The sequence below is a fragment of the Pseudomonas sp. MLB6B genome, from assembly GCF_054508135.1.
Window position 1 is genome coordinate 3,121,847 of sequence record NZ_CP199313.1, and the last position, 14,258, is coordinate 3,136,104.

Annotated in this window: 10 protein-coding genes; all 10 read left to right on the plus strand. The window is 67.2% G+C overall.

Translation table 11 applies throughout. The annotated features are described in order from the left end of the window. The first annotated feature begins 28 nt into the window (after positions 1 to 28). The 10 genes from ACSMEV_RS13850 to ACSMEV_RS13895 all read left to right on the plus strand — a co-directional run bounded on the left by ACSMEV_RS13850 (position 29) and on the right by ACSMEV_RS13895 (position 14,247). Positions 29 to 1,081, plus strand: a complete 1,053-nt coding sequence (locus tag ACSMEV_RS13850) for an NADP(H)-dependent aldo-keto reductase (RefSeq protein ID WP_459205656.1) — start codon at positions 29 to 31, stop codon at positions 1,079 to 1,081. Between the two features lie 113 nt (positions 1,082 to 1,194). After that, entirely contained in the window at positions 1,195 to 2,082 is an 888-nt protein-coding gene (locus ACSMEV_RS13855) for an ABC transporter permease (RefSeq protein ID WP_459205657.1), read from the plus strand. Then, the gene (locus ACSMEV_RS13860) at positions 2,079 to 3,773 is read left to right on the plus strand and encodes a dipeptide ABC transporter ATP-binding protein (protein WP_459205658.1); all 1,695 of its coding nucleotides are present in this window, start codon (positions 2,079 to 2,081) and stop codon (positions 3,771 to 3,773) included. The genes ACSMEV_RS13855 and ACSMEV_RS13860 overlap by 4 nt, the downstream gene beginning before the upstream one ends. Before the next feature lie 533 nt (positions 3,774 to 4,306). Then, a complete protein-coding gene (locus tag ACSMEV_RS13865; protein WP_459208350.1) occupies positions 4,307 to 5,896 on the plus strand; it encodes an ABC transporter substrate-binding protein in 1,590 nt (529 codons plus the stop codon). Continuing rightward, positions 5,881 to 6,885, plus strand: coding sequence for an ABC transporter permease (locus ACSMEV_RS13870; RefSeq protein WP_459205659.1), 1,005 nt, complete (start codon positions 5,881 to 5,883; stop codon positions 6,883 to 6,885). The genes ACSMEV_RS13865 and ACSMEV_RS13870 overlap by 16 nt, the downstream gene beginning before the upstream one ends. Next, complete coding sequence (locus ACSMEV_RS13875) at positions 6,882 to 7,745, plus strand: ABC transporter permease (RefSeq protein ID WP_459205660.1); 864 nt, start codon at positions 6,882 to 6,884, stop codon at positions 7,743 to 7,745. The genes ACSMEV_RS13870 and ACSMEV_RS13875 overlap by 4 nt, the downstream gene beginning before the upstream one ends. Further along, positions 7,742 to 9,457: a dipeptide ABC transporter ATP-binding protein gene (locus tag ACSMEV_RS13880; RefSeq protein ID WP_459205661.1), complete on the plus strand. Its 1,716-nt coding sequence runs from the start codon at positions 7,742 to 7,744 to the stop codon at positions 9,455 to 9,457. The genes ACSMEV_RS13875 and ACSMEV_RS13880 overlap by 4 nt, the downstream gene beginning before the upstream one ends. 34 nt (positions 9,458 to 9,491) lie before the next feature. Next, positions 9,492 to 10,700 carry an acyl-CoA dehydrogenase family protein gene (locus tag ACSMEV_RS13885; protein ID WP_459205662.1) on the plus strand — a complete coding sequence of 403 codons (1,209 nt, stop codon included), beginning with the start codon at positions 9,492 to 9,494 and terminating at the stop codon, positions 10,698 to 10,700. A gap of 104 nt (positions 10,701 to 10,804) precedes the next feature. Further along, positions 10,805 to 12,169: an MFS transporter gene (locus tag ACSMEV_RS13890; RefSeq protein ID WP_459208351.1), complete on the plus strand. Its 1,365-nt coding sequence runs from the start codon at positions 10,805 to 10,807 to the stop codon at positions 12,167 to 12,169. A 254-nt stretch (positions 12,170 to 12,423) separates the two neighbouring features. Beyond that, the gene (locus tag ACSMEV_RS13895) at positions 12,424 to 14,247 is read left to right on the plus strand and encodes an ABC transporter ATP-binding protein (protein ID WP_459205663.1); all 1,824 of its coding nucleotides are present in this window, start codon (positions 12,424 to 12,426) and stop codon (positions 14,245 to 14,247) included. Positions 14,248 to 14,258: the final 11 nt, after the last annotated feature.

Below are 14,258 nucleotides of genomic sequence, written 5' to 3' on the forward strand. Positions count from 1 at the left end.
GTCGGTTCTCTTTCGATAAGGATCCACCATGCGTTACCGCCAATTGGGCAACAGCGACATCAACGTGAGCGTTTTCGGCCTGGGCAGCATGACCTGGGGCCATCAGAACAGCGAAAGCGATGCCCACCAGCAGATCGGGCTGGCGCTGGAGCACGGCGTCAACCTGATCGACACCGCCGAGATGTACCCCACACCGACCCAGGCCGAGACCTGGCGCACCACCGAGCGCTACATCGGCAGCTGGCTGGCCGCCAGTGGGCGGCGCGACGACGTGGTGCTGGCGAGCAAGATCGTCGGGCCGGCGCGCGACGCCAACGGCCAGCGGCACATCCGCGACGGTTTGAGCCGTCTGGACGAACGCAACATCGTCGAGGCGTTGGAAGGCAGCCTCAAGCGCTTGAACACCGACTACCTGGACCTCTACCAGCTGCACTGGCCCGACCGCACCACCAACATCTTCGGCCAGCGCGAATACCCCTACCAGGACGATACGGGCAGCGTCGCCATCGAGGAGACCCTGGCGGTGCTGGCCGAGCAGGTCAAGGCTGGCAAGGTCCGTCATATCGGCGTGTCCAACGAAACGCCGTGGGGCGTCGCGCAGTTCCTCAAGCACAGCGAACGCCTGGGCCTGCCGCGCATCGTCAGCATCCAGAACCCCTACAGCCTGCTCAATCGCCTCTTCGAAGGTGGGCTGTCGGAGTTCAGCCACCGCGAAGGCGTGGGGCTGCTGGCCTATTCGCCCCTGGCCTTCGGCGCACTCACCGGCAAATACCTCAATGGCGCACGCCCGGAAGGCTCGCGGCTCTCGGCGGTGTACCGCACGTTCAACCGCTACGACAGCCCATCGGCCCAGGAGGCGGTCGCCGGCTACGTCGAGATCGCCCGTCAACATGGCCTGACGCCGGCGCAATTGGGCTTGGCCTACGTCCTCGACAAGCCTTTCGTCACCAGCGCCCTGACCGGGCAGACCACGCTGGCGCAATTGCGCGACAACCTCAGCGCGTTGGACGTGACCCTGAGCGACGAAATCAAGGCGCAGGTGCAGGCCGTGCACAACCGCACGCCCAATCCGGCGCCCTGAGCCCCTATGCCCGGCCTACGCACCTGAGCGTGGGGCGGTACGTCTGACAATGCGCGGTTCGCAGCGCGCAAGCGCCGTAGCGCCACCGTTTGAAGGTGCAGAAGGAGATCGCAATGTCTCAGTCAATCGAAACCGTCGTCATCGGGCCTGCCCTCGGCAACGGCGGCCATCGCGCGCTGGGCCTGGGTCAGTGGACACGGCTGCGTCCGGGTTTGTGGATCGCCGGGGCGTTCGTGCTGCTGTTGCTGGTGGCCGCCGCCGTACCGCAGTGGCTGGCGCCGTACGATCCGCTGGACGCTACGGCGCGGCTGGCCTTTCAGCCGCCTTCGGCCGGCTACTGGCTGGGTACCGACGAAAATGGCCGTGACGTGCTGAGCCGGCTGATTTTCGGCGTTCGCCCGTCGCTCCTGATGGGCCTGGCGGCCACGGCGCTGGGCTTGGCCTGGGGCACGCTGCTCGGTTTGCTGGCGGGGCTCGGGCCGCGCTGGCTCGACGCATCGTTGATGCGCGGCATCGACGTGTTGCTGGCGTTCCCGGACCTGCTGTTGGCGCTGGTGATCATCACCTTCTTCGGCCAAGGCACCGCCAACCTGATCCTTGCCGTGGGCATCGCGGCCGTGCCGCGTTATGCGCGCCTGGTGCGCGCCCAGACCCTCAACGTGCGCCAGGCCGGGTACGTCGAAGCGGCGACGACGCTTGGGCAGTCGCCGTTGGCCGTGGTGTGGCGGCATGTCCTGCCCAATGCGTTCAAGCCGGTGCTGATCCTGGCCATCATCGGTGTCGGCGGCACCATCACGGCCGGCGCCGCCTTGAGTTTCCTGGGCTTCGGCGCGCCGCCACCGGCCCCGGAATGGGGCGGGATGATGGCCATCGGCCGCAGCTTTCTGGCCAATGCGCCGTGGCTGGTCGCCTGGCCTGCGTTACTCATCATCCTCACCGTCGTTTCCATCAGCGCCATTGGCCGCGAACTGCTGCGTCGCAGCGAAGGAAAACCGTTATGAACACGCACATCCATGCCCTTGGGCCGTTGGTGGACGTCCGCGACCTGAGCGTGCGCTTCGGCCAGGCAAAGCCGGTGCTGCACGGCGTCAGCCTGCGGATCGAACGCGGGGAGTGCCTGGCCATCGTCGGCGAGTCGGGGTCGGGCAAGAGCGTGACGGCACGCACCCTGGCCGGCCTCACCGGCCCCGGCGCGCAGATCGACGCCGCCAAACTGGCGTTCCAGGGCATCGACCTGCGCCGTCTCGACGAACGCGCCTGGCAACGCCTGCGCGGTGCCAGTGTCGGCTTCGTCATGCAGGATGCGCTAGGTGCGCTCGATCCGTTGCGACGGGTCGGCGCGGAAATCGAGGAGCCATTGCAGGTGCATACCACGCTCGACGCACACGCGCGGCGCTCGCGTGTGCTGGAGCTGCTGCGCGCGGTCGGCGTGCCCGAACCCGAACTGCGCGCAAGCCAGTACCCCTGGCAGCTGTCCGGCGGCTTGCGCCAGCGTGCGCTGATCGCCTCGGCGATCGCCTGCAATCCGCGGCTGATCATCGCCGACGAACCCACCACAGCGTTGGACGCCACGGTACAGGCGCAGGTGATCGCCCTGCTGGAAAGCTTGCGCGGTGAAGACAACGCGTTGTTGATGGTCAGCCACGACCTGTCGGTGGTGGCACGCCTGGCCGACCGCGTGGCGGTGATGCACCACGGCGTGATCGTCGAACAGGGCACGACCGAGCAGATACTGCACGATCCGCAGCATGCCTATACCCAGTCGCTGTTGCAGGCCGCACGCGCCGTGCATTTCCAGCCTCAGCCCCATCGGCAACCCTTGGCGCTGGTGGCCGCGCAGGCGCCGGCTACGACCGAGGTGTTGCTGGAAGCCCGGTCGCTGAGCAAGTCGTTCGTCGGCCCGGACGGGCACAGGCGCACGGTGCTCAAAGCGGCGTCGCTGCAACTGCGACGCGGCGAAACCCTGGGGGTGGTCGGCGAATCCGGCTCCGGAAAGACCACCCTGACCCGGTTGATCCTGGGTCTGGAAAGCCCTGACAGCGGTGAGGTCCGCATCGCCGGTCGGCCGTGGTCGCAACTCGATCGCGCGCAGAAGCGCCAGGCGCGGCGAGCGGTGCAGGTGGTGTTCCAGGACCCGTTGAGTTCGTTCGATCCGCGCTACAGCGTGCAGCGCGTGCTGTTCGAGGCCTTGGCCGTCGCCGATGTGCCGCGCAAGGCCTGGCGCGCCCGCGCGCAGCAGTTGCTGGCGCTGGTGCGTCTGGACGCGGCGGTGCTGGCACGGCGCCCGATCGAACTGTCCGGTGGCCAGCGGCAGCGCATCGCCATCGCCCGGGCGCTGGCCAGCGAGCCGCAGATCCTGATCTGCGACGAACCGGTGTCGGCGCTGGACGTGTCGGTGCAGGCGCAGATCCTGGCGTTGCTGGACGACCTGAAGCAGCGTCTGGGCTTGGCCTGCCTATTCATCTCCCACGATCTGGGCGTGATCAACCATGTCAGCGAGCGGGTGCTGGTGATGAAGGACGGCCAGGTGGTGGAAACCGGTTCCGTGCGCGCGGTGTTCGACCGACCCCAGCACCCGTACACCCGCACGCTGATCGCGGCGATCCCGAACCTGGATATTCGGCACCCGGCAACGCGACGTCGGCCCGACGAGCGACCTGCGCCAGGGTTCTATCTGCAAATCGCCATTTGAGCACGAGCCGAGCAGGGCGGCAGCGCCTGAGCGGTCCCACGCCAACCTTGCTGACGGCATCGGACGTAACCTGGGTTGGGACCGCTTTGCGGTCCATCGCGGCTAAAGCCGCTCCAACAGTGAGTATCCAGGTGATCGGGGTGCCAAACGGGCTGGCCTGACAACGCGCAGCACTGTCGAAGCGGCCGGTTCGGCGCTACGATCAGCCGCCATGGCCGGCACCGCCGGCCTGACGAGCACTGTTATGTTGGAGCGGCTGGCGTGGCCGAGCCTTGCTGTTCGGCCAGCCGCATCGGTCGATGTTGGGCATCCAACAGTACATCCACAGATTGTCGCTCCCGACATCGCTCGTAGCCGCCCAGCCCCGTATTTACGGGCCGAAAAAGCGGCACGCCCTGTGCAATGGTTCAATCCCCGAACCATAGGCATCAGGATCCATGCGAGAACCCGATCTGTATTTGCGCCCCCCTGGCGGCCCGGCACGCTCGCGGCTCGGCCAGGCTCCCCTCATCGGTCTGTTGGCGTTCTGCGGGATGCTTGCGGGCTGCGGCCAGGACAGCGCCCAGGTGGCGCGCAGCGACACGCCGGTACGTGGCGGTACGCTGGTGTACGCCACGGACCGCGAGCCGACTTGCCTGGACCCGCACGTGGCAGGCGACATGCCGCAAGTCTTCATCGGCCAGCAATACCTGGACTCGCTGGTGTCGATGGACGACCAAGGGCGTATCGGGCCTTGGCTGGCCGAGCGCTGGGAGGTCTCGCCGGACGGCCTGTCGTATACCTTCCACTTGCGCACCGACGTGCATTTCACCGACGGCACGCCGTTCAATGCGGCGGCGGTCAAGGCCAACCTCGACCATATGGCCAACCCCAAGACCCAGTCCAGCACCGCAGGCGGGTACATCCGCCAGTACCGCCGCACCGAGGTGATCGACGACAGCACGGCGGTGGTCCACCTGGCCACCCCCTATGCGGCGTTTCTGGAAGTGCTGGCGCAAGGGTTCCTCGGCATCGAGTCGCCGACCGCGCTGGCCCGGCCACGGGACGAGAACTGCGAAAGCCCGGTGGGCAGCGGCCCGTTCAAGGTCGTGCGCTGGGACCGGCAAAGCCAGGTCGAGCTGGTGCGCAACCCCGACTACAACTGGGCACCACCGACCGCCAAACACCAAGGCCCGGCCTGGCTCGACCGGGTGATCTGGAAGTTCATCCAGGAACCGTCGGTACGCTTCGCCTCGTTGCAGGCCGGCGAGGTGGACGTGATCGAGGCGCTGCCCCCCGAATCCCACGAAGCGGCGCGGCGCAACCCCGACCTTCAGGTGCTGGTCGCCCTGCGTCCCGGCAACCCCACCAATGGCACCCTCAACACCACCCGGGCGCCGTTCGACGACCTGCGGGTACGTGAAGCCTTCGTGCGCAGTGCGGACATCGAAGGCGCGCTCAAGAGCGTGTACTTCGACGAGTTCCCGCGCGCCGGCGGCCCGCTGAGTTCGGCCACGCGCTTCTACAGTCCGGCCTTCGAAGGCGCCCAGGACTACGACCCGGCGCGCGCCGGCCAACTGCTCGACCAGGCCGGGTGGACGCAACGCGACGGCGAAGGCTATCGGGTCAAGGACGGCAAGCGGCTGAGCGTCCACGTGGTGATGGGCAACCGCACGCCACCGTCGGAATACACGCTGTGGGAGCAGGTGCAGGCCACCACGCGCCTGGCCGGGTTCGATCTGATCGTCGACCAGATGAGCGACGTGCAGGCCACCAAGCGCCAGGCCGACTGGGACTATGACGTCCGTCTGGGGTACTGGAACACCAACACCGCCGATGTGCTGCGCATCATCTTCGGCGCTGATTTCATCCAGCCAGCCGGTGTCGGTGGCTACCACCAGAACACTGCCGGTTACACCGATCCGGCGTTGGAGAAGCTGCTGCAGGACGCCTTGGCGACCCAGGACCCGGAGCAGCGCAAGACGCTGTACGACAAAGCCCAGCAGATCGCCTCGAGCAAGTACCTGCAACTGACCACCTACCCGCAAAGCACGCGCCTTGGCATCTACAAGACCACTCAAGGGGTGCGCTTGGAGCCTTCGCTGGCGGTGACCTACCTCTATGACGCATGGGTGAACAAATGAGCGGAGTGAGCGTGAACGATGTACCGGCCCAGCCGCGCCGCGAACGTCTGCAGCAGCTGGGGCGCCGTGCCCTGTGGCGCCTGGGCGGCGGGTTGGTGGTGCTGTGGGCCGTGGCGACCCTGACCTTCTTCGCCTTGCGCCTGATGCCCGGCGACCCGGTACAGGCCATCCTCGGCGGCCCCAGCGGCAACCCCACCCCGGAAACCATCGCCGAAGTCACCCGCGAGTATGGGCTGGACAAGCCCTTGGCGGTGCAGTACGGGCTCTATCTGCTGCGCTTGGTGCAGGGCGATCTGGGCGTGTCCTACTCCCAGCATCTGCCGGTGACCCGCGTGCTTGCCGAGCAAGCGGGGCCGACGCTGGAGCTGATGTTCTCCGCGCTGCTGCTGTCCTGGCTGTTGGTCCTGGTCTTGACGGTGTGGACCGCCGGGCGGCGGCGCTGGGTCGGCCGCCTGGCCTCGCTGGCGGAAACGCTGTCGGCGGCGTTGCCGCACTTCTGGCTCGGCATCGTGCTGCTGGCGGTGTTCGCCTTTGGCCTGCGCTGGTTTCCGCCAGCGGGCAGCGACGGCTGGCGCACGCTGGTACTGCCGTCGTTCGCGCTGGCCATTCCGCTGGCAGGGTTCATCGCCCAAGTCACCCGCGAGTCGCTGGAACTGACCCTCGAACAACCCTTCGTGCTGACCGCACGCACCCGCGGCCTGGGCGACCTGGCGGTGCGTTACCGACATGCCTTGCGCCACGCCGTGCTGCCGGGCATTTCCCTGTCGGGCTGGGCCATCGGCGCGCTGATCAGTGGCGCGGTGGTGATCGAAGTGATCTTTTCCCGCAAGGGCCTGGGCCGTCAGCTGTACCAGGCGGTGCAGACCCAGGACCTGCCGCTGACCATCGGCATCAGTCTGGTGGTCGCCGCCGGCTACGTGCTGGCCAACATTCTGGTCGACCTCCTGTACCTGTGGGTCGACCCTCGGCAAAAAGGGGCTGTGGCATGAGCGAACTGACGTTGGAGAACTCCCAGGCCAGGGTACGCGTACAGCGCACCCCGCGGCGCCTGCGCGTCGGGCCACTGCTGGCGCTGGCGTTCCTGTCGCTGGTCATCGTCGCGGCCATTGCGCCGCAGTGGTTCGCCCACAGCGATCCGCTGGCCATCGTGCCGCGCGATGCCTTCCACCCGCCGGGCTGGTCGCACTGGTTCGGCACCGACCAGTCCGGGCGCGACATCTTTTCCCGGGTCATCCACGGCACCCGCCAGTCGCTGCTGATCGGCATCGCGGCCACCGCCATCGCCATGGGCATCGCCATCGTGCTAGGGCTGCTCAGCGGCCTGGGCGGGGCGAAACTCGACCGCAGCGTGGGCTGGTTGCTGGAGGTGCTGTTCGCCTTTCCCAGCCTGATCCTGGCGCTGCTGTTCGTGGCCATCTTCGGCAGTGGCATCGGCCCGTTGATCGTGGCCACCGGTCTGGGCGCCGCACCGGGTTACGCGCGCATGGTGCGCGGTCAGATCCTGGCAGTGCGCAACGCCGGTTACATCGAGTCGGCGCGGGCACTGGGGCATGCGCCGCTGCGCATCATCACGCGGCAACTGTTGCCCAACGCCATGCGGCCTTTGATCGTGACCCTGACCATGGGCGTAGGTCAGGCCATCGTCTGGGCGTCGGCCTTGAGCTTTCTCGGCCTGGGCGCCCGGCCTCCGGCTCCGGAGTGGGGGACCATGCTGTCGATGGGCCGCGACTTCATCGCCCATGCCTGGTGGCTGACCTTCTTTCCAGGGCTGTTCATCGTCCTGACCACGCTGTCGACCACCGTGGCCGGCCGCTACCTGCAACAACGCCTCGAGGGCCGTCTGTCATGAGCGAGAGCAAACGCTTGATCGTCGAAGGATTGTCCATCGAGTTCGCCGGGCAGTCGGTGGTGCGCAACCTGTCCTTCACCCTGGAGCCGGGCCGGACCTTGGCCCTGGTCGGGGAGTCCGGCTCGGGCAAGAGCGTGACCGCGCGCAGCCTGATCGGGCTGGCGGGCGAGGGCGCGCGGATCACCGCGCGGCGTCTGAACTATGCCGGGCGCGACCTGCTCAGCCTCTCCGAGCGCGGCTGGCAGGCGCTGCGCGGCAAGGACATCGGCGTGGTATTGCAGGATGCCTTGGTGTCGCTGGACCCGCTGCGGCCGGTGGGCAAGGAAATCCTCGAAGTGTTGCAGACCCATCGTTGGGGCGACTCGCACAGCCGCCACGAGCGTGTGGTCGAGCTGCTGGAGCTGGTGGGGGTCCCCGAGCCGCGCCTGCGCGCCCGGCAACGCCCCGACCAGCTGTCCGGCGGCCTGCGCCAGCGCGCGCTGATCGCCAGCGCACTGGCGCTCGATCCGGGCCTGGTGATCGCCGACGAGCCGACCACGGCGCTGGACGCCACGGTGCAGGCGCAGATCCTGCAAGTGTTGCAGCAGATCAAGGCCCGCGGCGATTCGCTGCTGATCATCAGCCACGACCTGGCCGTGGTGGCGCAACTGGCCGACGAGGTCCTGGTGCTGCGGCACGGCGAGACGGTGGAGCAAGGCCCCATGGAGCAGGTGCTGCGCGCACCGCGCCACCCCTATACACGGTCACTGCTCGATGCCGTGCCCGCCGAGCACGCGCGCGGTACGCGCCTGTCGCCGGGACAGTCCACCGCCCTCCAGGCGCCGCGCACGCGACAGGACGCGCCGGTGCTGCTCAAGGCCGTCGGGCTGGGCAAGCGCTACCTGGGCCCGGATCGACAGGTGCTGCAGGTCGTCGAGGGGGTCGGCTTCGAGCTGCGCGCCGGCAGAACGCTGGGCATCGTCGGCGAGTCCGGGTCGGGCAAGACCACCGTGGCGCGCATCGTCCTGGGCCTGTTGCAACCCGACGCCGGGGAAGTGCGCTTTCTCGACCGGCTCTGGGCCGCGGCGGGCGATCGGCAGGTGCCGGAAAAGGAGCGGCGCCTGCACCGGCGCGACATCAGCGTGATCTATCAAGACCCACTCAGCTCGTTCGACCCGCGTTGGAGCGTGGGGCAGATTCTGGCCGATGCGCTGGACGTCGCCGGTGTCGAGCCCGCGCAGCAACCGGCGCGCATCGCACAGTTGCTGGAACAAGTACGGCTGCACCCGCATCTGCAGGGTCGGCGGCCTTTGCAACTGTCCGGCGGCCAGCGCCAGCGGGTGGCCATCGCCCGGGCCATCGCCAGCAATCCCAAGGTGATCGTCTGCGACGAGCCGGTGTCGGCGCTGGACGTTTCGGTGCAGGCGCAAGTGCTCGATCTGCTGGCCGACCTGCAGGCGCAATTGGGCCTGGCGTACCTGTTCATTTCCCATGACCTGGGTGTGATCCGCCATGTCAGCGACGACGTGCTGGTGATGCGTCACGGCCAGGTGGTGGAAAGCGCCGAGGTCGAGACGCTGTTCGACCACCCGCAACACGAATACACCCGTCGTCTGCTCGGGGTCGTGCCGCGCCTGCCCGGCTCGGGCGCCGCGCTGGTGGTGCCGCCCCTGGAACCCGAGCACCCGACGTCGCTGTTCGACGAATCCCGCCTGTGGAAAATCGCTATCTAGTGCTGCCAAGCCGCAGCCTGCACAAGGAACTGTCATGAGTACGTTGTCCGCTGTCGCCCAACCCGTCGCCCTCACGGTCGAAACACTCAACGCCCGCGCCGACCTGCTGTTGCCGCAGATCGCCGCCGGTGCTGCGCAACGCGAACGCGAGCGGCAGCTCCCTTATGAGGCGGTCGCGCAGATCGCCGCTGCGGGGCTGTTCACCACGCGCATCCCCACGCGCTACGGCGGTGCCGGGGGGGCGGTCAAGGACGTCGTCGCGCTGTTGGTGCGCATCGCCGCCGCCGACTCCAACGTCGCCCAGGCGTTGCGCCCCGGTTTCGGTTTCGTCGAAGGCTTGCTGGCCTCGACTGCCGAAGGCGCCGAGGCAGAGCGCGAACGCTGGTTCGCCCGTTACCTAGAGGGGGCGGTGGTGGGCAACGCCGGCTGGGAAATCGGCGGCGCCAACGGGTCGGTCAGCGCGCGCATCGTGCGTGAGGGTGACCACTACCGGGCCAGTGGCAGCAAGTATTACAGCACCGGCTCCCTGTACGCCGACTGGGTCAGTGCGGTGGCGCTGGACGAGAACGACCAGCCGGTGTCGTTCATCCTGCCGCGCGACCGCCAGGGCCTGGAGTTGCTCGACGATTTCGATGCCATGGGGCAGCGCCTGACGGCCAGTGGCACCACGCACTTGCATGACGTGCTGGTCAGGCCTGAAGAAATCCGCACCCGCACGGTAGAGGAAGGCAAGCGCACCATTGTCACGCCCTTCCTGCAATTGTTCCTGGCCTCGGTGCAGGCCGGGATCGCCCGCAACGCCCTGAACGATGCCGTCGATTTCGCCAATCGGCATGCACGGCCGATCAAGCACAGTACGGCCACCCGTTCGGTCGACGATCCCTATGTGGAGCTGAGCGTGGGCGACATCTCGGCCCGGGCCTTCACGGCCGAGGCCGTGGTGCTGCGCGCGGCCGAGTCCATCGACCGCGCCTGGGCGGCGGACCTGCTGCCACAGGCCGTCGACCAGGCCGCAGTGGAAGTCGCCCAGGCGCAGTACATCGCCGCCGAATCCGCGCTCAAGGCCGCCGAGTGGCTGTTCGATGTGGGCGGGGCGTCCACCACCGGGCGCAGCCACAACCTGGATCGCCACTGGCGCAACGCGCGCACCGTGGCCAACCACAACCCGCGGCAATGGAAAGCCGCAGCGGTGGGTGCCTGGCAGCTCAAAGGCACGCCGCCGCCGACCTCGGGGTTGTTCTGACGCGCAAGCGGTGCACACCGACCATGGGCATCGAGCACAGCCTGGCTGCGCGGGCCGACCCGACGAGCGCCGTCGCGACCGCCACGCCCCTCTGGCGCATCCCGATGATCATCGGCTGCGCGTTGTTCATGGAGCTGATCGACGCGACGGCCGTGCTCACCGCACTGCCGCAGATGGCTACGGAATTTTCCGAGCCCAGTGTGCGCATGAACCTGGTGGTGTCCCTGTATCTGCTGGCCGCTGCGCTGTTCGTGCCGATCAGCAGTTGGGCGGCGGAGCGGTTCGGGCCGCGGCGGGTGTTCGTGGTCGCCATCGGGCTGTTCACCGTGGCGTCCGTGGCCTGCGCCTGTTCGACCTCGTTGTTGCAGCTGTCGCTGGCGCGCATGGCCCAAGGCGCGGCCGGGGCGATGATGGTGCCGGTGGGGCAGGTGATCCTGTTGCGTTGGTCGCCGCGCGAACATCTGCTGCGGACCATGTCGTACCTGACCATCCCGGCGTTGATCGGGCCGGTGCTGGGCCCGCCCTTGGGTGGCCTGCTGGTGACCCTGCTGTCCTGGCAATGGATCTTTCTGATCAATCTGCCCATCGGCGTGCTTGGGGTGGGGTTGGTGTTGCGGCATGTTCCCGACTATCCCGGCCTGGATGCCAGGCCTCTGGACAAGCCGGGCCTGTTGCTGAGCGCTGTGGGGCTGGCAGGGCTAGTGTTCGGCTGCGAAGCGCTGGGCCATGGTCTGCTACCGCGCGCGTGGGCCGTGCTGCTGATCGTCGGTGGCCTGCTCGGCGCGCTGGGGTATGTGCGGCACGCCCGACGTGCCGCCCACCCGTTGATCGACCTGCGTTTGCTGCGGATTCCAACCTTCGGGATCGCCTTCTGGGGCGGCAACCTGATGCGCATCGGCAGTGCTGCGCAGCCCTTTCTGCTGGTGCTGTTGTTCCAGGTCTGTTTCGGCTTGAGCCCATTGCAGGCCGGTCTGTTGAGCTTCGTCGGCGGCGTCGGCGCATTCGTCATGAAGCTGCTGGCAGTGGGCATCGTCAACCGCTTCGGCTTCAAGCGCACGCTGATCGGCAATGCCGTGCTGACCGGCCTGAGCCTGGCGGCCACCGCGCTGTTCGATCCGTCGACGCCGTATTGGGTGATCGTGCTCGTACTGTTCGTCAGCGGCGTGATCCGTTCCCTGCAGTTCAGCACCCTGGGTGCGCTGACCTACGCCGACGTGCCACCTGAGCGGTCGAGCGGCGCCAGTAGCCTCTCGGCGATGAGTGTGCAACTGACGATGAGCGTCTCGGTGGGCCTGGCCGCTGCCGGACTGAGCCTGGTCATGGCCGTGCGCGGCCACGCCGCGGTCACCCAGAGCGACGTCGCCTGGGTCATGGGGTTGGCCGGCGGGTTGTGCATGGCCTCGGCGCTGGTCTATCGCCGCTTGGCGGGCAACGCCGGAAGTGCGGTGTTGGGCCGGCGCACGCGCTGAACTGTCGGTTTGCGCACAGCGGACGTGCAGCCAGTGTCGCAAACCAGACTGATGCGCGTTGGCTCAGGTGCCATGCGGCGCGCAATTCCGGGCCTGCAGGGGCTGGCACGAATCCTGATAACGGTTAGTGCTCAAGCTCCGTCAGGCACAGCCTCGATCGACTACTGCGTACCTGCGCTGCGGACGGCGGACAGTTGCCCCTATCCTGCCTGGAAGCTGCGCGGCCACAGGCGTCATCCAGGAACCCCCTCGCCATGTATTCGTTCTTCTCGTCTTTCTTGCCCCGTGACCGACAGCTGCGCGGCTGGGACGTCCAGCATCTACCGGCGACGCCGGCTGCGTTCGTGCGTTTTTTCGTCAGTTGCTTCAAGGGCTGGTACGTGGCGATTCTGCTGTTGCAGATCGCGGCCGTGGTCTGCGCCGTCTCGATCCCCTACGGGCTGGGGCTGATCACCCGCACGGTGAGCAACGGGCTGCAAGCCGATCAGGCCTATGATCTGTTGCAAGGGCCGCTGGCCCTGTTCGCCGCCTTGTTGGTCTGCGAGATGCTCTTCACCCGCGGTGCTGCCAGTTGCCACATCCATGTGCTGCCCTTGCAACGGCGCACGGTGACCCACACGGTCTATGCCTACCTGCAACGGCACTCGCACCGGTTCATCAGCAACGAGTTCGCCGGCGCGCTCGCCCACCGGGTGTCGGAGGTGGCGTTGGGCGTGACGCAGACCTTGAGCATCGTATTGTTCGACCTCATCCCCCTGGTGCTGACCTTGAGCCTGGCAACGGTGTTGCTATGGACCGTATCGCCTCTGATGGCGGCGTTCATGGTCGGCTGGTCGACGGTGTTCGTCGCCGTGTGCTACCTGCTGGCGCGGCGCAGCCATCCGCTGGCGCAACAGTATTCGGCGGCGCGCAGCACGAGCTCGGGCAAGGTGGTGGATGCGGTGTCGAACCTGGCCAACATCCGCCTGTTCGCTCGGCATGCCTTCGAGCACAGCTACCTGGGCCGCTTTCTCGACCGCGAGGTGACCGCGGCCCATCGCTCCTTGGGCTACATGGAAAAGTTTCGCTGGTTTCAGACCGCTTGCGGTGTAGTGCTCAAGCTGGGTCTGCTCTTGCTGGCCCTGTACCTGTGGCGCAATCAGCGCATCGACATCGCCGGTTTCGTGATGTCCACCAGCCTTTCGCTGTTGATCGTCGGCGACGTGGGCAACCTGTCCCGGCGCTTCCTGGATTTCTTCGAGGCCACCGGCAACATTTCCAACGGCGTGCGTACGCTCATCCGGCCCCATGAAGTGGTCGATCGACCCCACGCCAAGGCGCTGAAGGTCGAGCACGGTGCCATCGAATTCCGCGATGTGGGTTTCGCCTACGGTGGCGACGTGGGGATCTTTCAGCACTTGAACCTGGTCATTCCCGCCGGGCAGAAGGTCGGCCTCGTCGGCACCTCGGGTTCGGGCAAGTCGACGCTGTTGAGCCTGCTGCTGCGCCTGTACGACGTGCGCGAAGGCGCTGTGCTGGTCGATGGCGTGGACGTACGCCATGTCACGCAGCATTCGCTGCACCAGCAGATCGGCCTGATACCCCAGGAACCGGGTCTGTTCCACCGCAGCATTCGCGAAAACATCCACTATGGGCGGCCAGATGCTTCGATGGAGGAGGTCGACGAAGCGATCCATCGGGCCGGAGCCCAGGAATTCATCGACAGCATGAAAGAGGGGTATGAGTCGCTGGTGGGCGAACGCGGCGTGAAGCTGTCCGGCGGCCAGCGCCAGCGCATCGCCATCGCCCGGGTGCTGCTCAAGAACGCGCCGATTCTGGTGATGGACGAAGCCACGTCCAGTCTGGATTCGATCACCGAGCGCTACATCCAGGACAAGCTCGATGAAATCATGGGCGACAAGACCGTATTGGTGGTCGCCCACCGGCTGTCCACGGTGGCGCACCTGGACCGGATTCTGGTGTTCGACAAGGGTCGGGTGGTGGAGGACGGCAGCCATCGGCAATTGCTGCGCCAGGGCGGTCACTACGCCAGGTTGTGGAGCCAGCAGTTCAGCGATGAGTTGGGCGAGGCGATCTGACTTAGCGTAGG